The 21,148-nt window shown below is 56.2% G+C and carries 18 protein-coding genes; 3 read left to right on the plus strand and 15 right to left on the minus strand.

Annotated features, from left to right (window positions below; all coding sequences use genetic code 11):
* Positions 1–46 precede the first annotated feature (46 nt).
* From glmM to rlmE, 4 genes are all read right to left on the minus strand, one after another.
* Positions 47–1,384 (minus strand): phosphoglucosamine mutase, encoded by a 1,338-nt coding sequence (gene glmM, locus JQ845_RS19720; RefSeq protein WP_003439606.1) that lies wholly within the window; start codon positions 1,382–1,384, stop codon positions 47–49.
* Positions 1,385–1,400: 16 nt separating this feature from the next.
* On the minus strand, positions 1,401–2,252 hold the full coding sequence (folP, locus tag JQ845_RS19725) for a dihydropteroate synthase (RefSeq protein WP_203009378.1): 852 nt from the start codon (positions 2,250–2,252) through the stop codon (positions 1,401–1,403).
* Positions 2,253–2,260: 8 nt separating this feature from the next.
* Positions 2,261–4,168 carry an ATP-dependent zinc metalloprotease FtsH gene (gene ftsH, locus JQ845_RS19730; protein WP_003439601.1) on the minus strand — a complete coding sequence of 636 codons (1,908 nt, stop codon included), beginning with the start codon at positions 4,166–4,168 and terminating at the stop codon, positions 2,261–2,263.
* Positions 4,169–4,359: 191 nt separating this feature from the next.
* Positions 4,360–5,010 carry a 23S rRNA (uridine(2552)-2'-O)-methyltransferase RlmE gene (rlmE, locus tag JQ845_RS19735; protein ID WP_003439598.1) on the minus strand — a complete coding sequence of 217 codons (651 nt, stop codon included), beginning with the start codon at positions 5,008–5,010 and terminating at the stop codon, positions 4,360–4,362.
* Positions 5,011–5,116: 106 nt separating this feature from the next.
* Here rlmE and yhbY point away from each other — a divergent pair, with 106 nt between their 5' ends.
* Positions 5,117–5,425, plus strand: a complete 309-nt coding sequence (gene yhbY / locus JQ845_RS19740) for a ribosome assembly RNA-binding protein YhbY (protein ID WP_003439595.1) — start codon at positions 5,117–5,119, stop codon at positions 5,423–5,425.
* A gap of 305 nt (positions 5,426–5,730) precedes the next feature.
* On the opposite strand, the gene greA is transcribed toward yhbY, so the two are convergent.
* The 7 genes from greA to grpE all read right to left on the minus strand — a co-directional run bounded on the left by greA (position 5,731) and on the right by grpE (position 15,779).
* Positions 5,731–6,207, minus strand: coding sequence for a transcription elongation factor GreA (greA, locus tag JQ845_RS19745; RefSeq protein WP_003439592.1), 477 nt, complete (start codon positions 6,205–6,207; stop codon positions 5,731–5,733).
* Positions 6,204–9,425 carry a carbamoyl-phosphate synthase large subunit gene (gene carB / locus JQ845_RS19750; RefSeq protein ID WP_003439590.1) on the minus strand — a complete coding sequence of 1,074 codons (3,222 nt, stop codon included), beginning with the start codon at positions 9,423–9,425 and terminating at the stop codon, positions 6,204–6,206. Before carB ends, greA begins: the two co-directional genes overlap by 4 nt.
* A gap of 114 nt (positions 9,426–9,539) precedes the next feature.
* Positions 9,540–10,676 (minus strand): glutamine-hydrolyzing carbamoyl-phosphate synthase small subunit, encoded by a 1,137-nt coding sequence (carA, locus tag JQ845_RS19755; protein WP_003439586.1) that lies wholly within the window; start codon positions 10,674–10,676, stop codon positions 9,540–9,542.
* 259 nt (positions 10,677–10,935) lie between these two features.
* Positions 10,936–11,742, minus strand: coding sequence for a 4-hydroxy-tetrahydrodipicolinate reductase (gene dapB, locus JQ845_RS19760; RefSeq protein WP_203009379.1), 807 nt, complete (start codon positions 11,740–11,742; stop codon positions 10,936–10,938).
* A 10-nt stretch (positions 11,743–11,752) separates the two neighbouring features.
* Complete coding sequence (gene dnaJ, locus JQ845_RS19765; protein WP_003439584.1) at positions 11,753–12,877, minus strand: molecular chaperone DnaJ; 1,125 nt, start codon at positions 12,875–12,877, stop codon at positions 11,753–11,755.
* Between the two features lie 321 nt (positions 12,878–13,198).
* Complete coding sequence (dnaK, locus tag JQ845_RS19770) at positions 13,199–15,112, minus strand: molecular chaperone DnaK (RefSeq protein WP_003439583.1); 1,914 nt, start codon at positions 15,110–15,112, stop codon at positions 13,199–13,201.
* Between the two features lie 100 nt (positions 15,113–15,212).
* Positions 15,213–15,779: a nucleotide exchange factor GrpE gene (gene grpE, locus JQ845_RS19775; protein ID WP_203009380.1), complete on the minus strand. Its 567-nt coding sequence runs from the start codon at positions 15,777–15,779 to the stop codon at positions 15,213–15,215.
* 253 nt (positions 15,780–16,032) lie between these two features.
* Between grpE and recN the strand changes: the two genes are divergently transcribed.
* Complete coding sequence (gene recN, locus JQ845_RS19780) at positions 16,033–17,715, plus strand: DNA repair protein RecN (RefSeq protein ID WP_203009381.1); 1,683 nt, start codon at positions 16,033–16,035, stop codon at positions 17,713–17,715.
* A 96-nt stretch (positions 17,716–17,811) separates the two neighbouring features.
* Here the strand turns inward: recN and fur are convergent, their stop codons facing one another.
* The gene (gene fur, locus JQ845_RS19785) at positions 17,812–18,225 is read right to left on the minus strand and encodes a ferric iron uptake transcriptional regulator (RefSeq protein WP_003439580.1); all 414 of its coding nucleotides are present in this window, start codon (positions 18,223–18,225) and stop codon (positions 17,812–17,814) included.
* A gap of 97 nt (positions 18,226–18,322) precedes the next feature.
* On the opposite strand from fur, the gene JQ845_RS19790 reads away from it, so the two are divergent.
* The gene (locus JQ845_RS19790) at positions 18,323–18,856 is read left to right on the plus strand and encodes an outer membrane protein assembly factor BamE (RefSeq protein ID WP_003439579.1); all 534 of its coding nucleotides are present in this window, start codon (positions 18,323–18,325) and stop codon (positions 18,854–18,856) included.
* Positions 18,857–18,912: 56 nt separating this feature from the next.
* Here JQ845_RS19790 and JQ845_RS19795 read toward each other — a convergent pair whose 3' ends face one another.
* The 3 genes from JQ845_RS19795 to JQ845_RS19805 are packed head-to-tail and all read right to left on the minus strand — an operon-like array spanning position 18,913 to position 21,069.
* Positions 18,913–19,218, minus strand: a complete 306-nt coding sequence (locus JQ845_RS19795) for an RnfH family protein (protein WP_003439578.1) — start codon at positions 19,216–19,218, stop codon at positions 18,913–18,915.
* Between the two features lie 5 nt (positions 19,219–19,223).
* Positions 19,224–19,658 carry a type II toxin-antitoxin system RatA family toxin gene (locus JQ845_RS19800; RefSeq protein WP_003439577.1) on the minus strand — a complete coding sequence of 145 codons (435 nt, stop codon included), beginning with the start codon at positions 19,656–19,658 and terminating at the stop codon, positions 19,224–19,226.
* Between the two features lie 7 nt (positions 19,659–19,665).
* Complete coding sequence (locus JQ845_RS19805) at positions 19,666–21,069, minus strand: sodium-dependent transporter (protein ID WP_003439573.1); 1,404 nt, start codon at positions 21,067–21,069, stop codon at positions 19,666–19,668.
* Positions 21,070–21,148 lie beyond the last annotated feature (79 nt).

Genomic DNA, 21,148 nt, shown 5'->3' on the forward strand with positions numbered 1-21,148 from the left:
GTGGGCGCAGATGTTACCCAACCACATCCGCGCTGGCAAGTCGAATTCAGGCACAAACTTCACTTACTAGTTTTGCCAGCTCATCGGCATAGCCGCGAACCATATTTTCATCGTCACCTTCGACCATTACGCGCACCAGAGGCTCGGTACCCGACTTGCGCAGCAATACACGCCCACGCCCTTTCATGGCTTCAGTGACTCGTGCGCAGGCCTCTTTGACGGCAGGGTGCTCGACCGGGTCAACACCACCACCAAACCGCACATTTACCAGCACCTGCGGACATTTACGCAACGCCTGACGCGCCTGGGCCAGACTGTCGCCACGTCGACGCAACGCCAGCAGCACCTGCAGGGCAGCGATAATGGCATCACCGGTGGTCGTATGCTGGAAGCACACGATATGCCCCGAGTTCTCACCACCCACCTGCCAGTCGCGCTCTTGCAGGCCTGCAATCACATAGCGATCCCCGACATTGGCCCGAACGAAGGGAATGCCCAGGTCATCCAGCGCCAATTCAAGCCCGAGATTACTCATCAGCGTGCCGACGACACCACCTTGCAATTTGCCACGCTCATGCAAGTCGCGGGCAATGATGAACAGCAACTCATCACCATCAACAATCGCGCCCGTGTGATCAACCATCAGCACCCGGTCACCGTCGCCATCAAACGCGATACCCAGGTCCGCGCCCTCAGCCAGGACCGCAGCCTGCAACTGCCCCATATGGGTCGAGCCGCAATCATGATTGATGTTCAAACCATTAGGCTGAGCCGACAACACAGTGACTTGTGCACCCAGCTCCTTGAAAACACTTGGCGCAACCTTGTAGGTCGCACCATGGGCGCAATCAATAACGATCTTCAGATCGCTGAAGTTGGTACTGCTCGGCACACTGCTCTTGCAGAATTCGATATAGCGACCCGGCGCATCATTGATACGCGACACCTTACCCAGCTTGTCGGAGTCAACGACGGTCATCGGAGTGTCCAGCAACTCCTCAATCATCAACTCGACGTCATCAGGCAACTTGGTGCCATCCCCCGAGAAGAACTTGATACCGTTATCGTCGTGGGGATTGTGCGAAGCACTGATCACAATGCCCGCTTCCGCATGGAAGGTGCGCGTCAGATAAGCAATGGCCGGAGTAGGCATTGGCCCCAACAGCATCACATCGGCACCGGCCGCAGACAGACCGGCCTCTAGCGCGGACTCGAACATATAACCGGAAATGCGCGTGTCCTTGCCTACCAGGATGCGACATGCACCCTTGCTGCGGAACGCCATACCCGCCGCCCAACCCAGCTTGAGCATGAAGTCAGGGGTAATTGGATAAACGCCGACCCGACCACGAATACCGTCGGTGCCAAAATATTTCTTAGTCATAAGTGCTCCATCATTCTTAGTCGGCGGACTCTACCGCTGCGATCATCCGTACCACATCAACTGTTTCGGCAACGTCATGGACACGCAATATTCGCGCACCCTTGGTCACGGCCAGCGCTGCCAGAGCCAAACTGCCATACAGTCGCTCTGTAACCGGCCGATTCAGCGCCTGCCCAATCATGCTTTTACGCGAAACACCTACCAGCAATGGTCGACCCAGTGCATGCAGGGCCTCCATGTGCTTAAACAAACTCAGGTTGTGCTGCATCGTCTTGGCGAAACCAAATCCCGGATCCAGCACTATGCGCTCAGACGCAATCCCGGCAGCGGCGCATTGCGCCATGCGTTCAGCAAGAAATGCCGACACCTCACCGACCAGATCAGTGTAATGCGGGTTGTCCTGCATATCCCCGGGCTCGCCGAGCATATGCATCAGGCATACCGGAAGACCTGTGGCTGCAGCAGCCTGCAGGGCACCTTCGCGGCGCAATGAGCGCACATCATTAATCAGGCCGGCGCCAAGGCGCGCAACCTCAGTCATGACGATGGGCGCGGAGGTATCGACCGAAATGATGACATCAAGTTCACGACTGATGCGCTCGACAACAGGCGCCACCCGATCAAGCTCTTCCTGTGGCGAAACCACCGGAGCACCGGGGCGAGTTGACTCACCGCCGACATCAATCAGGGTTGCCCCCGCAAGAACCATTGCCTGCGCATGGCGCATTGCCGCATCCACCGCAGCGAAGCGACCGCCATCAGAAAAGGAATCAGGGGTGACATTGAGAATGCCCATCACGTGCGGATGGGCCAAATCAAGAACCCGGTTGCCGCAAGGCAACCGGGTTGAGGGCTGAACAAAAGTCATTTCAAGCCTTATTGATCAGCAGCTGGGCCGCCGATAGGTGTTTCCGGGCGCTCGGTCTTGTCCAGGGTTGGAGCAGTCGGGGTACCCGAGCCACCACCTTCCCAGTCACGCGGCTCCCGTGGCGGGCGCCCCGCCATGATGTCGTCGATCTGATCGGCATCGATCGTTTCGTACTTCATCAAGGCATCAGCCATGGCTTCCAGCTTGTCACGATTGTCGGTCAGGATCTGCTTGGCAGTGCCATAGCACTGATCAATGATGCTGCGCACTTCGGAGTCGATCAGCTTGGCTGTCTCGCCTGAAACGCTCGAGCTCTGACCACCGCCACGCCCCAGATACGACTCTTCGTCTTCGGCATACATCAGCGGGCCCAATTTCTCGGACAGGCCCCATTTGGTGACCATGTTCCGGGCAATCTGGCTCGCACGCATGATGTCGTTGGACGCACCGGTAGTCACGCCGTCAAAGCCCAGGGTCATCTCTTCAGCAATACGGCCGCCATAGAGCGAGCAGATCTGGCTGATCAGAGCACGCTTGGACAGGCTATAACGATCCTCTTCCGGCAGGAACATGGTGACGCCCAGGGCGCGACCACGAGGAATGATCGAAACCTTGTAAACCGGATCGTGCTCAGGCACAACGCGACCAACAATGGCATGACCCGCTTCGTGATAAGCCGTGTTGCGCTTTTCTTTGTCCGACATGACCATCGATTTGCGCTCTGCGCCCATCATGATCTTGTCTTTAGCCAGCTCGAATTCTTTCATTTCCACAACACGCTTACCGGTGCGCGCTGCAAACAGGGAAGCTTCGTTCACCAGGTTGGCCAGGTCAGCACCCGAGAAGCCCGGAGTACCACGCGCAATCACGCCTGGCTGGACATCATCGCCCATCGGAACTTTGCGCATGTGCACCTTGAGAATCTGCTCACGGCCACGAATGTCCGGCAAGCCAACCACGACCTGACGGTCAAAGCGGCCTGGACGCAACAGCGCAGGGTCGAGCACGTCCGGACGGTTGGTGGCGGCAATCACAATGATACCGTCATTCATCTCAAAGCCGTCCATCTCAACCAGCAACTGGTTAAGGGTTTGCTCACGCTCATCATGACCGCCGCCCATACCGTTACCACGGTGACGGCCGACAGCATCGATTTCATCGATAAAGATGATGCAAGGTGCGTGCTTTTTCGCCTGTTCGAACATGTCACGAACACGGCTGGCACCAACACCGACGAACATTTCAACGAAGTCCGAACCGGAAATCGTGAAGAACGGCACCTTGGCTTCGCCAGCAATCGCCTTGGCGATCAAGGTTTTACCGGTACCCGGCGGGCCAACCATCAGCACACCACGGGGAATTCGACCGCCCAGACGCTGGAACTTGCCCGGGTCGCGAAGGAATTCGACCAGCTCGCCTACTTCTTCTTTCGCTTCGTCACAACCGGCTACGTCAGCCAGGGTCGTTTTGACCTGGTCTTCCGATAGCAGCCGTGCCTTGCTCTTGCCAAAGCTCATCGGCCCGCCTTTACCGCCGGCACCGCCCTGCATCTGACGCATGAAGAACATGAAGACAGCGATGATCACCAGAATCGGGAAGCTCGCAACGAGCAATTGAGTCCAGATGCTTTGCTGCTCAGGCAGCTTGCCCTCAACGGTCACATGGTTATCAACCAGATCACCGATCAAACCGTTGTCCTGAATAGCCGGACGGATGGTTTTGAAGGAATCGCCATCGCTGCGTTTGCCGGTAATCACGTAGCCGTCCACGGCAACGCGTTCGACCTTGCCATCCTTAACTTGCTGGATGAAGTCGGAATAGTTGAGGGTTTGTGGCTCGTTTGGACTGGAGAAGTTGTTCATCACTGTCACCAGGACAGCTGCGATGATCAACCACAGGATCAGATTCTTTGCCATATCGTTCAATTAGCTACCCTCTGAAGCAAGCCCCGCTACTGAAGCGTGCTTCGCATGATATTCACCGGCATAACTTACTACATTGCCTACAACCCTTGCAGGCTCCGTCTGTAACCCTTTGTGAAACTTTGACTACACAATATTCTTTATGTGGGATCTGTAAAGCGATACAAAAAAACCTATCACCCGATTCAGAGACGCTCATCACTGGCAGATCCGGCGATTCCACGAAAGCCGCGGCCCAGCAAATATTGCTCACGGGACCTGTCTCGCGAAGAAGACGGCTTGCGCATCTGCACCTTATCAAACAGCTTGCGAATGTCTTTGTGGTATTCGTCGAAGCCTTCACCCTGGAAGACCTTGATCAAAAAATCACCACCGGGCCGCAAGACACGTCCGGCAAGATCCAGTGCCAATTCGCACAAGAACATCGCCCGAGGCATGTCAACAGCTGCCAATCCACTCATATTGGGGGCCATATCCGAAATCACAAGGTCTACCTGCGTATTTCCGACAGCTTCAAGAATCTGGGCAAGTACGTGATCTTCGGTAAAGTCCCCCTGGATAAAGGTCACATCAGGAATGCTGTCCATCTCCAGGATGTCCGAAGCGATCAGTCGCCCCTGACCGCCGATCAGACGACTGGTGACCTGCGACCAGCCACCCGGGGCGGCCCCCAGGTCAATAACAGTCATGCCCGGGCGAATAATGCGGTCACGTTCCTGGATCTCCAGCAACTTGTAGCTGGCACGCGAACGATACCCGTCTTTTTGCGCCATTTTGACGTATGGGTCGTTGAAATGCTCTTTCAGCCAGTTAAGGCTAGTCTTGGAACGGGCCACGGGCCACCTCAAAAAAATAAACGGGTCGTGATTAACTGGGCGGTCCCGGACTCCCTCGGGTAAACTGGCCGCCGCTTTTTACAAGATCAGACACAGGGGTCAGATTATGCCGCTCACTCAAGAGCAGAAGAAACAGTACAAATCCATTGGCCACCATCTGAAACCAGTATTGACTGTGGCTGATAATGGTTTGACTGAGGGTGTTTTAGCCGAACTCGAACGCGCATTGGGCGATCACGAGTTGATTAAAATCAAAGTCAACATCCTGGATCGCGAATCCCGCCTGGAGGCCATTGCAGAACTGTGCAAGGCAGGCAAAGCGGAATTGGTGCAGGTTATCGGCAAAATGGCGCTTCTTTACCGCAAGAACGTCAATGTTAACAAGCAACTGTCGAACATCCATCGTTTCAAGTGATGCCGACAAGGGTCAAGGGTGCGCTTTGCGCGCCCTGACACTCTTGCCTGGCCAATAGCAAAAACTGCCCGCGCAACGCATCAGGCAGCCAGAACCAGCCATCGCAACACATCCCGCCAGCAGACTGCATCAAATAGTGCTCGCCGCTTATCGGCCACACTACGCGATACATTGATCAACAGCGACACCACAGCATACAGCCCGGCACCGCCAAAAAATTCTGTGTGCAACAAGCATCAGCCGCCAACCCGGATATCCGGGCCGGCCGCCAAAGCAGTGCGCCCGCACGAAGCGGGCGCCTTTTCTCAGATGTGACGTACTTCGACAATCTCGTACTCAATGACGCCGCCCGGTGTTTTCACCGCAACCACATCACCTTCTTCCTTGGCAATCAAGGCACGAGCAAGTGGCGAACCTACGGAGATTTTTCCGAGTTTGAAGTCAGCCTCATCCTCACCAACGATCTGATAAGTCACGCGCTCGTCAGTTTCAACGTTCGCGATCTCGACCGTCGTGCCGAAAATCACCTTGCCGGTATGAGGAATCGCCGCCACATCAATAACCACTGCGTTCTGCAGACGGCCCTCGATATCACGGATACGCGCCTCAGACATACCTTGCAGCTCACGAGCGGCATGGTACTCAGCATTTTCCTTGAGGTCGCCCAGTTCGCGCGCCGTACCGATTTCCTTGCTCAGCTTTGGCCGAACAACCTTGGTCAGGTGTGCAAGCTCTTCTTCCAGGGCTTTATGGCCCTGGACCGTCATTGGGTATTTGATCATGCCTTCAATCCTGCGTGTAGATCCTGCAAGCTGCGTACGGTTTTTTCAGGACCGAATTTAAGCGCTTCGCAGATCGCTTCGCCAGCAGCAATAGTCGTGGTGCAGTAGATTTTGTGCTGCAGAGCGTTGCGGCGAATGGAGTAAGAGTCAGCAATCGACTGACGACCTTCGGTCGTATTGATGATCAGGCTGACTTCATCATTTTTGATCATATCGACAACGTGCGGACGACCTTCGGTCACCTTGTTCACCCGGCGCACTTTCAGACCCGCCGCCTCGATGAACTTGGCAGTGCCAACGGTCGAAACAATCTCGAAGCCCAGGCTGATCAGATCACGTGCAACACCCGCCACCAAAGGCTTGTCGTCGTCACGTACGCTGATGAACGCAGTACCGCCGGTAGGCAGAACCTCGCTGGCACCCATTTGAGCCTTGGCAAAAGCTTCACCGAAGGTATCGCCCACGCCCATCACTTCACCGGTGGACTTCATCTCAGGGCCGAGAATCGGGTCAACACCAGGGAATTTGGCGAACGGGAAGACCGCCTCTTTCACGCTGTAGAAGTTTGGAATGATTTCTTTAGTGAAACCGATTTCCTTCAGGGTTTTACCAGCCATCACCCGAGCCGCGATCATCGCCAGGGAAACACCGATGCACTTGGATACGAAAGGAACTGTACGCGAAGCACGCGGGTTCACTTCGATCACATAGATATCTTCGCCCTGCAGAGCAAGCTGCACGTTCATCAGGCCGACAACGCCCAACTCCAGAGCCATTTTCTTGACCTGTTCACGCATCTCGTCCTGGATATGCAACGGCAGCGAGTACGGTGGCAGCGAGCATGCGGAGTCACCGGAGTGAACACCTGCCTGCTCAATGTGCTGCATGATCGCGCCGATCACTACGTCAGTTCCGTCGCAGACGGCATCAACGTCCATTTCGATTGCACAGTTCAGGAAGTGATCCAGCAGCACCGGGCTGTCGTTGGACACTTTCACCGCATCGCGCAGGTAACGCTTGAGCTCGTCTTCTTCGTAAACGATTTCCATCGCCCGGCCGCCCAACACGTAGGAAGGACGAACCACCAGCGGGTAACCGATTTTGGAGGCAGCACGAATAGCTTCGTCTTCGCTGCGCACAGTGGCGTTTGGCGGCTGACGCAGGTTCAGACGCTCAACCATTTGCTGGAAGCGCTCACGGTCTTCTGCACGGTCGATAGCATCAGGGCTGGTACCAATGATCGGCACGCCTGCTTCTTCCAGCGCACGGGCCAGTTTCAACGGGGTCTGGCCGCCGTACTGGACGATCACGCCCTTCGGCTTCTCGACACGTACGATTTCCAGCACGTCTTCCAGGGTCACGGATTCGAAGTACAGACGATCCGAGGTGTCGTAGTCAGTGGAAACAGTTTCCGGGTTGCAGTTGACCATGATGGTTTCGTAACCATCGGCACGCAACGCCAGAGCCGCGTGAACGCAGCAGTAGTCGAACTCGATACCCTGACCGATACGGTTCGGACCACCACCCAGAATCATGATCTTGTCACGATCCGAAGGGTTGGCCTCGCACTCTTCCTCATAGGTCGAGTACATGTAAGCCGTGTCGGTCGCAAACTCGGCTGCGCAGGTGTCAACGCGCTTGTAAACCGGGAACACTTCCAGCTTGTGACGATGGCGACGCAGGTTCTTCTCGGTCACACCCAGCAGTACAGCCAGACGTGCGTCAGAGAAGCCTTTGCGCTTGAGGCGATACATGGCATCGCGATCAATCGAAGACAGCGCCATGGTCTTGATCTTCTCTTCGTCCTTGATCAGATCTTCGATCTGCACCAGGAACCAAGGGTCAATCATGTTCATGCCGAAGATGTCTTCTACGGTCATGCCGGCACGGAATGCGTCGGCCACGTACCAGATACGCTCGGCACCCGGCACAGTCAGCTCGCGCTTGAGCACCGCCATGCTTTCCGGGTTGCTCAGGTCCAGCTTTGGATCAAGACCGCTGACACCCACTTCCAGACCGCGAAGGGCTTTCTGCAAGGATTCCTGGAAAGTCCGGCCAATGGCCATGACTTCACCAACCGACTTCATCTGAGTTGTCAGGCGCGCATCGGCTTTAGGGAATTTTTCGAAAGCAAAGCGCGGCAGCTTGGTCACGACGTAGTCGATGGACGGCTCGAAGGACGCCGGAGTAGCGCCACCGGTGATTTCGTTCTGCAACTCGTCCAGGGTGTAACCGATCGCCAGCTTGGCAGCGATACGCGCAATCGGGAAACCGGTGGCTTTCGAAGCCAGCGCCGAAGAACGCGAAACACGCGGGTTCATCTCGATCACAACCATACGGCCAGTGTCCGGGCAAATGCCGAACTGCACGTTGGAACCACCGGTCTCAACGCCGATCTCACGCAGTACCGCCAGCGAGGCGTTACGCATGATCTGGTATTCCTTGTCCGTCAGGGTCTGTGCCGGAGCAACAGTGATCGAGTCACCGGTGTGCACGCCCATCGGGTCAAAGTTTTCGATCGAGCAAACGATGATGCAGTTGTCCTTTTTGTCGCGGACAACCTCCATTTCGTACTCTTTCCAGCCGATCAGGGATTCGTCGATCAGCAGCTCTTTGGTCGGCGACAGGTCCAGACCACGAGCGCAGATTTCTTCGAACTCTTCACGGTTGTAAGCGATACCGCCACCGGTGCCGCCCATGGTGAACGATGGACGGATGATGCACGGGAAGCCCAGCTTTTCGAGGACCGCATTGGCCTCTTCCATGCTGTGGGCGATACCGGAGCGCGGGCAATCCAGACCGATGGACTTCATCGCCTTGTCAAAACGCGAACGGTCTTCAGCCTTGTCGATGGTGTCGGCATTGGCGCCGATCATTTCTACGCCGAACTTCTCCAGAACGCCTTCACGCTCCAGATCCAGTGCGCAGTTCAGAGCAGTCTGGCCGCCCATGGTCGGCAACAGAGCGTCCGGACGCTCTTTTTCGATGATCTTGGCAACAGTCTGCCACTTGATCGGCTCGATGTACGTTGCGTCGGCCATGTCCGGGTCGGTCATGATGGTGGCCGGGTTGGAGTTCACCAGGATGACGCGATAGCCTTCCTCGCGCAGAGCTTTACAAGCCTGGGCGCCGGAGTAGTCGAATTCACAGGCCTGGCCGATAACGATCGGGCCAGCGCCGAGAATCAGGATGCTTTTAATGTCTGTACGTTTTGGCATGGGTTTGTCACTCAAATCCGCAGGTCAGTCGGCAAGCCGTCGATCAAGTCTGTGAAGCACCCAAGGGGCCGCCGGAGTCCGGGGCCGGCACTGGGCACTGGCACAAGGGTATGATCAGCGGCGCTTGGCCATCTCATTGATGAAACGATCGAACAGCGGCGCTACGTCGTTCGGGCCAGGGCTTGCTTCAGGGTGACCCTGGAAGCTGAAAGCGCTCTTGTCGGTCAGCTCGATACCTTGCAAGGTGCCGTCAAACAGCGACTTGTGGATTGCGCGCACGTTGGCCGGCAAAGTCGCTTCATCAACCGCAAAACCGTGGTTCTGACTGGTGATCATCACAACGCCCGTGTCCAGATCCTGAACCGGGTGGTTCGCACCGTGGTGGCCGTGACCCATTTTCACCGTCTTGGCGCCGGACGCCAGAGCCAGCAACTGGTGTCCCAGGCAGATACCGAACACCGGAATTTCGGTTTTCAGCACTTCCTGAATAGCCGTGATTGCGTAGTCGCATGGCTCCGGATCACCCGGGCCGTTGGACAGGAACACACCATCCGGATTCAGTGCCAGTACGTCGCTGGCCGGAGTTTGTGCCGGCACAACAGTGACGCGGCAGCCACGCTCAACCAGCATGCGCAGGATGTTCCACTTTACGCCGTAGTCGTAGGCAACTACGTGATAAGGCAGCTCGGACGCTTCAATTGTCGGATGGCTATCGGTGGCCAGGTTCCAGACACTGGAGCGCCACTCGTAAGCCTTCTCGGTGCTGACAACTTTCGCCAGATCCATGCCTTTCAGGCCCGGGAAGCCGCGCGCAGCAGCAATGGCAGCTTCGTCAGAAATGTTGTCGCCGGCCATGATGCAGCCGTTCTGTGCACCTTTCTCACGCAAAATGCGGGTCAGGCGACGGGTATCGATACCTGCGATAGCGACAACATTGTTGGCTTTCAGGTAATCGGAAAGCGACATCGTGTTGCGCCAGTTGCTGGCAACCAGTGGCAGATCACGAATAACCAGACCTGCGGACCAGACACGATCAGACTCGGCATCTTCCGGCGTAGTACCGGTATTGCCAACATGCGGGTAAGTCAGGGTAACGATTTGCTGAGCGTAGGATGGATCCGTCAAGATCTCCTGGTAGCCAGTCATTGCGGTGTTAAACACCACCTCTCCAACGGTCTGACCGTCGGCTCCAATGGCTTCGCCGCGAAAAATGCTGCCATCAGCGAGGGCGAGTATGGCTTGCTTAGTCAAGAAGACCTCCCGTAAATAAAGCCTGAAAGGGCGATCGCAGGTTGTAAAAAAGCGGAGTGACGTATGGACACGTCACCCCGCTTCTTCATCGAATTATCTGCGCGCTTTTAGTGGACACACTAAAGCTGTAGCTTACAGAAAAAGGCTTTTTTGGTCTACCGCTAAAGAGCCTAAAAGGCAGAGGAATGCGACAGAACATCGCTTAGCGGTTAAAAGTCAGGCTGCCGGCGCGCCAACAGCCTGATTTTACAGAGACAACTCAACGCAGGTCGAGCACATCCTGCATGTCATACAGCCCGGGCTCACGCCCGTCGAGCCACAGCGCAGCACGAACGGCACCCTTGGCGAAGGTCATGCGGCTGGATGCCTTGTGGGTGATCTCAAGACGCTCGCCCTCGGTCGCAAACAGAACCGTATGATCCCCCACCACATCACCGCCCCGAACTGTCGCAAAACCGATGGTTTCGCGCTCGCGGGCGCCGGTGTGCCCTTCGCGACCATAGACCGCCACCTGCTGCAGGTCACGCCCCAATGCACTGGCAATGACCTCACCCATGCGCATCGCGGTTCCCGAAGGCGCGTCGACCTTGTGCCGGTGATGGGCTTCGATGATTTCGATATCAGCATCTTCACCCATCACCCGTGCCGCCATATCCAGCAGCTTGAACGACAGGTTGACGCCCACACTGAAGTTGGAGGCAAAAACAATCGCAATATCCTGGCCGGCTTCGACCAGTAACTGCTTTTGTTCGGCATTCAACCCCGTAGTACCGATCACCATGGCCTTGCCCAACTGGCGACACACGACCAGGTTGGCCAGCATCACCTCAGGCAGGGTGAAATCGATCAGCACGTCGAAATCAGCCGCGACCGCTTGCAGGTTTTCCGACAACGGCACACCGATACGCCCGATAGAGGCCAGCTCACCGGCATCCGCCCCCACCAGGGAGCTGCCCGGGCGCACGATGGCCGCCGTCAGCCCGCACACTGGTGAGCGCTGCTGCACCGCATCGACCAAGGTCTTACCCATGCGCCCAGCAGCGCCCATCACAGCCATACGTCGCATGTCCCGCTCCTTACAAATCGCCGAAGAAGCGCTTCACGCCTTCGAACCAGCCGGTTGCGTTCGGCGAATGACTACTATCGCCTTCGAGTGTCGAACGGAACTCTTCCATCAGCTCACGCTGACGACGGCTCAGTTTCACCGGCGTCTCGATCACCACACGGCACATCAAGTCACCAGCGCCGCCGCCACGTACCGGAGCAACACCCTTGCCACGCAGACGGAACTGCTTGCCGGTTTGCGTGCCTTCCGGAATCTTCAGCTTGACCCGGCCATCCAGGGTCGGCACTTCAATCTCGGCACCCAGCGAAGCATCGGCAAAGTTGATCGGCACTTCACAGAACAGATGCTTGCCGTCGCGCTGGAAGATCGCGTGCTCACGCACCTCGATCACCACGTACAGATCGCCGGTCGGCCCGCCCTGCACACCCGCCTCGCCTTCGCCCGAAAGACGAATCCGGTCGCCCGTATCTACGCCCGCAGGCACTTTTACGGAAAGGGTTTTGTATTCTTCTACGCGGCCTTCGCCACGGCAGCTGTCGCACGGATCAGAAATGATCTTGCCCTGACCGTGGCAACGCGGACAGGTCTGCTGCACAGCAAAAAAGCCCTGCTGCATGCGCACCTGGCCAATACCGCCACAGGTCGTACAGGTAACCGGCGAAGAACCTTTCTTGGCACCCGAACCATCGCATGGTTTGCAGTTGACCAGCGTCGGCACACGAATATTGACCGTGGTACCGCGTACGGCTTCTTCCAGATCCAGCTCCAGCGTATAGCGCAAATCGCTACCCCGCTGAGCGCCGCCCCGGGAGCCACCGCGACCACCGCCGAAGAAATCACTGAACACATCGCCGAAAATATCGGAGAAGTTCTGCCCGCCAAAACCGGCACCGCCGCCACCCATTTGCGGATCAACACCGGCATGGCCGTATTGATCATAGGCGGCACGCTTACTGGAGTCCGACAGAACTTCGTAAGCCTCGTTGGCTTCCTTGAACAACTCTTCGGAAGCCTTGTCATCCGGATTGCGATCCGGGTGATGCTTCATTGCGAGGCGACGATATGCCTTCTTCAACTCCACTTCAGTGGTAGTACGTTCAACACCCAATATTTCGTAATAATCGCGCTTTGCCATAATTCTTTGCACTCTCAAGGACGTTCGGCAAAACCCTCCCGAGCCTCACCAAACCCGCCGGACCCCAGTAAAGACCAAGCCCGACTCACGTCTTTTTCAACGATATTGGTTTCTGATTAACAGCCAATGCATCGGCCAACAGGAGCGGTTACAGCCAAGCGGAAACAAAAAAGATCCGGACCCAACCGCAAGCATTCGACCATGTCGCATGCTGTAAAAATTCCTCTACTCCAGACACGCCAACGCGGGAGCAAGCTCCCGCGCGGCGACATCCTACCAGTCACCGCTAATGCACGGTCAACCGGCCGACCAACAAGCTAATTACTTGTTGTCTTTTACTTCTTCGAACTCGGCGTCGACAACGTCGTCAGCCTTGGCTTCTTCAGCAGGCTTGGCCGCTGCGTCTGCCGGGTTCGCTTGCTCGGCGTACATTTTCTGTGCGACCGGAGCAGACACCTTGGACAGCTCTTCAACCTTGGCTTCGATAGCAGCCTTGTCATCGCCTTTAACAGCGGCTTCAAGTGCAACTACTGCAGCTTCGATTGCAACTTTCTCTTCTGCGGTCACTTTATCGCCAGCATCAGCGATCATTTTACGAGTCGAGTGAACCAGTGCGTCGCCCTGGTTACGTGCAGCTGCCAGCTCTTCGAACTTGCGGTCTTCTTCAGCGTTGACTTCAGCGTCACGAACCATCTGAGCAATTTCTTCCTCGGACAGACCCGAGTTAGCCTTGATCACGATGGACTGAGACTTGCCAGTCGCCTTGTCTTTTGCACTTACGTGCAGGATGCCGTTGGCATCGATGTCGAAGGTTACTTCGATCTGAGGCACGCCACGTGGAGCTGGTGGAATGTCAGCCAGGTCGAACTTGCCCAACGACTTGTTCTGAGCGGCTTGCTTGCGCTCGCCTTGCAGCACGTGAATAGTCACTGCGCCCTGATTATCGTCAGCAGTCGAGAACACTTGCGATTTCTTGGTAGGAATCGTGGTGTTTTTCTCGATCAGGGCAGTCATTACGCCACCCATGGTTTCGATACCCAAAGTCAGCGGGCTCACGTCCAGCAACAGAACATCTTTCACATCACCGGCCAATACTGCGCCCTGGATAGCAGCACCCATTGCAACAGCTTCGTCCGGGTTCACGTCTTTACGTGCTTCCTTGCCGAAGAACTCGGTTACCAGCTTCTGTACCAGCGGCATGCGAGTCTGACCACCGACCAGGATCACGTCGTTGATCGCGCCAACGTCGATACCAGCGTCTTTCAGTGCAGTGCGGCAAGGCTCGATGGTGCGCTGAACCAGGTCTTCAACCAGCGATTCCAGCTTGGCGCGGGAAATCTTCACGTTCAAGTGCTTAGGACCGGTGGCATCTGCAGTGATGTACGGCAGATTCACGTCGGTCGACTGGCTCGAAGACAGTTCGATCTTGGCTTTTTCAGCAGCTTCTTTCAGACGCTGCATCGCCAGCGGGTCACCTTTAAGGTTCATGCCGCTTTCTTTCTTGAACTCGTCAACCAGGTAGTCGATCAGACGGATGTCAAAGTCTTCACCACCCAGGAACGTGTCACCGTTGGTCGCCAGCACTTCAAACTGGTGCTCGCCATCCACTTCGGCAATTTCAATTACCGACACGTCGAAAGTACCGCCACCCAGGTCATAAACGATGACAGTGTGGTCGCCTTTCGCTTTGTCCATACCGTAAGCCAGAGCAGCAGCGGTTGGTTCGTTGATGATGCGTTTTACGTCCAGACCCGCGATACGGCCGGCGTCTTTGGTCGCCTGACGCTGGCTGTCGTTGAAGTAGGCCGGAACGGTGATAACCGCTTCAGTCACTGGCTCGCCGAGGTAGTCTTCGGCGGTTTTCTTCATTTTCTTCAGAATTTCAGCCGAGATTTGTGGCGGAGCCATTTTCTGGCCGTTCACTTCAACCCAAGCGTCGCCGTTGTCAGCCTTGGCGATCTTGTACGGAACCATCTGAATGTCTTTCTGCACAACTTCTTCGTCAAAACGACGACCGATCAGACGCTTCACCGCGTACAGGGTGTTATGCGGATTGGTCACTGCCTGACGCTTGGCCGACTGGCCAACCAGAATTTCGCCATCGTTGGCATACGCAACGATCGACGGCGTGGTACGCGCGCCTTCAGCGTTTTCGATAACTTTTGCTTTACCGTTTTCAAGAACCGAAACACACGAGTTGGTGGTCCCGAGGTCAATACCGATAATTCTGCCCATGTTAACTCTCCCTAAATTTGAATTTTTTTGCCGCAGCAGTAATGACCAACTGCGGCATTACTTAACGCTTGACTTCTAAATGGGGGCCTTGCGGCCGATTTCAAGCCTGCTCGTCAATCGATGGCGAAACCGGCGCTGGAGCCTTGCTGACTACGACCATAGCCGGGCGCAGCAAGCGACCATTGAGCTGATAACCTTTTTGAAACACCTTGAGCACACTGTTTGGCTCCAGGTCAGCGCTTTCCTGCATTGCCATCGCCTGGTGATGCTCGGCATTGAAGGGCTCGCCGTGTGGATCGATAGCTTCCAGGTGATAACGCTTCAGGGTGTCCTGGAACATTTTCAGGGTCAGCTCGATCCCTTCACGCATTGGACGAATGCTTTCGTCGTCCGGGTTCGACAGCTCAAGGCCGCGTTCCAGACTGTCGATTACCGGCAACAGGTCGCCAGCAAATTTTTCCAGTGCAAATTTGTGTGCTTTTTCAACGTCCTGTTCTGCACGGCGGCGAACGTTCTGTAGATCGGCAGCTACGCGCAAAGCCTGATCATTAGCGGCCGCCAGCTGCTCTTCAAGCACTTGCACGCGGGATACCAGATCTTCGCTTCCTGCATCAGCGGCCTGATTAGCGCCTTGATTCTGCGTATCCATAGTCTGTTCGTCTGCCATAGATTTCTCCTTTCAAACTTTGTCCGCGAGCTCGACTCGCGCTTCTGCCAAGGTATATGGGGTCGCAATTTTCAGGTTCAAGAGCCAAAAAGCAGTAAGTGTGGTCTTTCCCCTCGAGCAAAAGCCCCGGCTGGACAATCGAAACGACCTAAAAAAGCAAAACGACCAAGCAAATCGAACTAAACGAAGGCATTGTCAGCACGAAACAAAACACTGTATAAATAACCAGACATTACGTTTTGGAGCAGCTCCTATGCTGGTGCACCTGTCCGTACATAACTACGCCATCGTTGAACATCTCGATCTTGAACTGGATCGCGGGATGAGTGTAATCACTGGCGAGACCGGTGCCGGTAAATCGATCATGCTCGATGCGCTAGGCCTTACCCTGGGTGACCGCGCCGACAGTGGCGTAGTTCGCCCCGGGGCCGAAAAGGCCGACATCCTGGCCACCTTCGACCTGCAGGATATCCCCGAAGCCCGGGCATGGCTTGCCGCACGCGATCTCGAGGCAGAAGGCCCGTGCATCCTGCGCCGAGTGATCACCGCCGAAGGACGCTCACGCGGCTACATCAATGGCACACCCTGCCCTCAAGGCGACCTGAAAGCCCTGGGCGAGTTGTTGATCGATATCCACAGCCAGCACGAACACCAGTCGCTGCTCAAACCCGACACCCATCGCCGCTTGCTGGACGAGTATGCGGGAGCCACCGATCTGGCCCGCCAGGTCCATCTGGCAGCACAACGCTGGCGCCAGACCCGCCAGGAACTCGAGCACCTGTCCAACTCGGGTGACGAGCAGCGCGCACGCCACCAACTGCTGAGCTACCAGCTCGAAGAACTCGAAACCCTCTCGCTGGGCGAAAACGAACTGGAAGAGCTGGAGCAGGAACACAAGAACCTGACCAACGCCGAAACCCTGCTGACTATCTGCCGCCAGGTGGTTGAACAGTGCAGCGAAAACGATTCCGGCAACGTACTCAACGCGCTGACCGTGAGCCTGAATCGCCTGTCGAGCATCAACAACAACTCCGGCTCGCTGAGCGAAGCAACCGACCTGCTGGCCAGCGCACAAATTCAAGTCGAAGAGGCCGTGGGCGAACTTAACCGTTTCCTCGATCATTTTGATGCTGACCCGAGCCGCCTGCAGTACCTCGAAGAGCGACTGGACACCATCTACACCCTGGCACGCAAACACCGCGTCCAGCCAAATGACGTTGCCGCCCTGCAGCAACGGCTACTGGAAGAGATCGAAACCCTCAACGCCAACGATGAGTCCATTGAGCGCCTGAACAATGAACTGACCGCGTACACCCGTCACTATCAGGAGTGCGCACGCGAACTCAGCGGTTTGCGTGCCCATGCGGCAACACAGCTGAGCAGTGCAGTAGAAGAAGAAATCCAGCGCCTGGGCATGCCTGGTGGCCGCTTCGTCATCGAGTTGCGCCCACAAAACAGCACCGACCCGATGCCCCACGGTCTGGAGCAAGTTGAACTGCTGGTCAGCGCCAACCCCGGCCAGCCTCTTAAAGCCCTGGCCAAGGTGGCCTCTGGCGGCGAACTGTCACGCATCAGCCTGGCCATCCAGGTCATCACCGCACAAACCTCACGCGTACCCACCCTGGTATTCGACGAAGTCGACGTGGGCATCGGCGGTCCAACTGCTGAAATCGTTGGCCAGTTGCTGCGCAGGCTTGGCGAGCGCGGCCAGGTGCTGACGGTCACCCACCTGCCGCAAGTGGCAGCGCAATGCCACCAGCACCTTTTCGTACACAAGGTTCGCGAGAGCGAAACCACACGCACCGCCGTGTCGAAACTCAGTCAAAAAGAGCGAGTAGAAGAAGTCGCGCGCATGCTCGGCGGTATCGATCTGACCAAAGAATCATTGGCTCATGCCAAGAAAATGGTGGTCACAGCAAAAAACCTGGCAGCTTAACGACGAACGGTCAACAAACACCAAGATTCAGACAGCACGAAGGCGACCCTGGGGTCGCCTTCGTTGGTTTCGCGAACCGGGGTTCGCGCGACATGCTTATTTAGTTTTCTTGCGTACGTACAGCACCAGATTGTGATCTACCAGCTCGACGCCATGTTTGGCGGCGATGGCATGTTGCAGTTTTTCGATGTCTTCGTCGAAAAACTCGATCACTTCACCACTGTCCACGTTGACCATGTGGTCGTGGTGTCCGCCGTCGGCATCGGCCAATTCAAAGACTGCATGACCGCCATCAAAATTATGGCGAATCACCAGCCCTGCGGACTCAAACTGCGTCAGTACACGGTAGACCGTGGCCAGACCGACGTCTTCGCCAGCTTGCATCAATGCCTTGTAAACATCCTCGGCACTCATGTGACGCTGCTCGGCAGAGTCAAGCATTTGTAGAATCTTGACTCGTGGCAGAGTCACCTTAAGTCCGGCCTTACGTAGTTCGCTATTTTCAACCATGGTTAGCTTTCTCGCGGAAGCGCTTCGCAGCTTCTCTTAATACGGGTATGATCGGCGTTTACGTTGTCCCAGCCAAGATAGTGGAAGTCGCCCACCGATGCAAAACACCAAGCTCTTGCTAACCAGTTTCACCTTTGTGGGACTGCTCGCACTCGCCGGTTGTTCATTCCCCGGGGTTTACAAAATCGACATCCAGCAGGGCAATGTCGTCACGCAGGACATGATAAACCAGTTACGCCCGGGAATGACCCGCCGGCAAGTGCGGTTTATCATGGGCAACGCCCTGCTGACCGATACATTCCATCCGGATCGTTGGGATTATTTGTATAGCCTGCAACCCGGTGGCGGTGAACGCCAACAAGAACGCGTGAGCGTGTTCTTCAACGAAAACGACCAGCTCATCAGCTTGTCAGGCGATTTCAAGCCTGGCGTGAGCCGCGACGAGGCAATTCTCGGCAAAGACACTGCCCCGGGTGAAACCGCCCCGCCAGTGCCTGAGACTGCCCCGAGCGAGAATAGCGATGAGCCACCTAAACCTGGCTCGCTGCTCGATCAGATCCAGAAAGACGTCGATGGAGTCAAAGCGGTACCTGTACCGACTCCAGCGCCTCTGGATACAACCGAACAATAAAGGTTCGGCACAAAAAAGCCCGGCATGCCGGGCTTTTTGTTGTCTGTCTAAAGTGCTTACAGCTGGCTCAGGCGCTTGGCTTCAGCCGCTTTCGCTGCACGCTGGCGCCGGATTTCTTTAGGGTCGGCCAGCAAAGGACGATAAATTTCAACCCGATCACCGGCCTGCAATACATGGCTGTCTGGCGCTGCGACCTGCTTGCCGAAAATCCCCACAGGGCAATTCAGCAGATCCAGCTCCGCAAACTCGCTATCCATACCCGACGCCAGCACCGCCGCCCGTACAGTAGTGCCTTGCGGCACCGCCAAAACCAGCAAGCGCTGACGATCGACAGCCGCGTAGACAACCTCAACATCAATCATCAGAGTCAGCCATACAACTGCTTGGCGCGCTGGCAAAACGCATCTACCAGCGTATTGGCGGCCTGATTGAACAACGGCCCCAAGGTCGCCTTCACAATCGCCCCAGCGTAATCAAACGTCATATCCAGACTGATCTTGCAGGCTTTCTCGCCCAATGGCTTGAACACCCAGAGGCCGTGCAACTTGGTGAATGGCCCCTCTTCCAGATTCATCTCAATGGATTGCCCCGGCACCAGCGTGTTACGCGTCACAAAGTGCTGGCTCAAACCGCCCTTGGCCACACCCAGGCTGGCGCGCATCAGCACCTCGGTGCTTTCAAGAATTTCGGCCGATGAACACCACGGCAAGAACTCCGGATAACTCGCAACATCGTTAACCAGGTCATAAAGAGCCTGCGCCGGATAAGGCAGCAAGGCGGAGCGTTGGATATGGGTAGTCATGTCAGCGTTACTTCCACAGCTGGGCGGCAAACACAATCAGAATGCCGAGTGGCGCCACATAGCGCATCAAGAAAAGAGTCAGGGTGAACATCGCCGGGCTGCGCATCGACAACTCGTCGCGTACCGCGCCACGCCCCATGATCCAGCCTGCAAAGACCACAAAGCACAGCCCGCCTAAAGGCAGCATGATACGCGAGGTGAAGAAATCAACGACACCAAAGAAGTCCAGACCGCTGGCAGCCCCCCATTGGTACAGGTGAAAACCTGATTCTTCGCTCACGAAAAACTTGGCCTGCTTCCAGATATTGAACGAAAACACCGTACCCAGACCGACAAACCAGCAGGTAAAGGCCAGCCAGAACGTGACCCAAAGGCGCCTGACCCGGGTCCGCTCAACGAGGTAAGCCACCATCGGCTCAAGCAGTGAGATAGCCGAACTCCAGGCTGCCACGGCCACCAGAACAAAGAACACCACCCCCATCAACTGACCGAACGCTACGTTGCCAAAGGCAAACGGCAAGGTCACAAACATCAGCCCTGGGCCTTCGCTCGGGTTCAAACCCGAAGCGAATACAATTGGAAACAATGCCAGTCCGGCCAGCAATGAGACAAAGGTATCGATCAGCGCCACACCGACAACCGTCCCGGAAATCGATGCGTTTTTCGGCATATATGCACCGTAGATCATGATAGAACCCACGCCAACACTGAGCGAAAAGAACGCATGCCCCATTGCCGCCAGCAAGCCGTCGAGCACCCGGTCGGGGTTGAAGTCGAACATGAAATGCACGCCCTCCATGAAGTGCCCCGTGGTCATGCTGTAACCCAGCAGCACCAGCAACAGTACAAACAGAATAGGCATCATGATCCGCAAACTGCGCTCAAGACCCGCTACCACACCCCTGGCGATCACAAACGCTGACAGAAGCATGAACGCTGTATGCCAGAACGTAAGGCGCCATGGGTCGGCTATCACGCCACCGAAGTAAGCACCCACCTGATCAGCCGTCGCGCCCTGAAAATCGCCCTTGCCCATATTGATGATGTAATCCAGCGACCAGCCGCCGACCACACTATAAAAAGACAGGATCAGCAGTGCCGTGATCATCCCGGCAAAAGCCCCCCAGGACCAACGCCCGGAATGCCCGGCCTCCACCGCCAATACCTTCAAGGCATTTGCCGGACTCAGTCGCGCCCGCCGACCGATCAGGGTTTCAGCCAGCATCACCGGCACACCAATCAGCGCGATACAGGCCAGAAACACCAATACAAAAGCACCGCCACCGTAGACGCCCACCATGTAAGGGAATTTCCAGATACTGCCCAGACCCACGGCAGAACCGGTCGCGGCGAAAATAAAGACCCAACGGCTTGCCCAACTGCCGTGGACAGAAACCTTGTCTGTCGACATCGTTACTACGCCCAACCACTAAAAAAAGAGGGCGCATTGTCCGGGAATCACCCTACGCGCTCAAGCACGCAGTCCTGCA

This window comes from Pseudomonas paraversuta (genome assembly GCF_904063065.1).
In the GTDB taxonomy this organism is placed as follows: domain Bacteria; phylum Pseudomonadota; class Gammaproteobacteria; order Pseudomonadales; family Pseudomonadaceae; genus Aquipseudomonas; species Aquipseudomonas paraversuta.

Excerpts from the sequence above, each read along its gene's own strand:
- glmM (WP_003439606.1), bottom strand. The coding sequence starts at position 1,384 with ATGACTAAGAAATATTTTGGCACCGACGGTATTCGTGGTCGGGTCGGC.
- folP (WP_203009378.1), bottom strand. The coding sequence starts at position 2,252 with ATGACTTTTGTTCAGCCCTCAACCCGGTTGCCTTGCGGCAACCGGGTT.
- ftsH (WP_003439601.1), bottom strand. The coding sequence starts at position 4,168 with ATGGCAAAGAATCTGATCCTGTGGTTGATCATCGCAGCTGTCCTGGTG.
- yhbY (WP_003439595.1), top strand. The coding sequence starts at position 5,117 with ATGCCGCTCACTCAAGAGCAGAAGAAACAGTACAAATCCATTGGCCAC.
- greA (WP_003439592.1), bottom strand. The coding sequence starts at position 6,207 with ATGATCAAATACCCAATGACGGTCCAGGGCCATAAAGCCCTGGAAGAA.
- carB (WP_003439590.1), bottom strand. The coding sequence starts at position 9,425 with ATGCCAAAACGTACAGACATTAAAAGCATCCTGATTCTCGGCGCTGGC.
- dapB (WP_203009379.1), bottom strand. The coding sequence starts at position 11,742 with ATGCGACGTATGGCTGTGATGGGCGCTGCTGGGCGCATGGGTAAGACC.
- dnaJ (WP_003439584.1), bottom strand. The coding sequence starts at position 12,877 with ATGGCAAAGCGCGATTATTACGAAATATTGGGTGTTGAACGTACTACC.
- dnaK (WP_003439583.1), bottom strand. The coding sequence starts at position 15,112 with ATGGGCAGAATTATCGGTATTGACCTCGGGACCACCAACTCGTGTGTT.
- grpE (WP_203009380.1), bottom strand. The coding sequence starts at position 15,779 with ATGGCAGACGAACAGACTATGGATACGCAGAATCAAGGCGCTAATCAG.
- recN (WP_203009381.1), top strand. The coding sequence starts at position 16,033 with ATGCTGGTGCACCTGTCCGTACATAACTACGCCATCGTTGAACATCTC.
- fur (WP_003439580.1), bottom strand. The coding sequence starts at position 18,225 with ATGGTTGAAAATAGCGAACTACGTAAGGCCGGACTTAAGGTGACTCTG.
- JQ845_RS19790 (WP_003439579.1), top strand. The coding sequence starts at position 18,323 with ATGCAAAACACCAAGCTCTTGCTAACCAGTTTCACCTTTGTGGGACTG.
- JQ845_RS19795 (WP_003439578.1), bottom strand. The coding sequence starts at position 19,218 with ATGATTGATGTTGAGGTTGTCTACGCGGCTGTCGATCGTCAGCGCTTG.
- JQ845_RS19800 (WP_003439577.1), bottom strand. The coding sequence starts at position 19,658 with ATGACTACCCATATCCAACGCTCCGCCTTGCTGCCTTATCCGGCGCAG.
- JQ845_RS19805 (WP_003439573.1), bottom strand. The coding sequence starts at position 21,069 with ATGTCGACAGACAAGGTTTCTGTCCACGGCAGTTGGGCAAGCCGTTGG.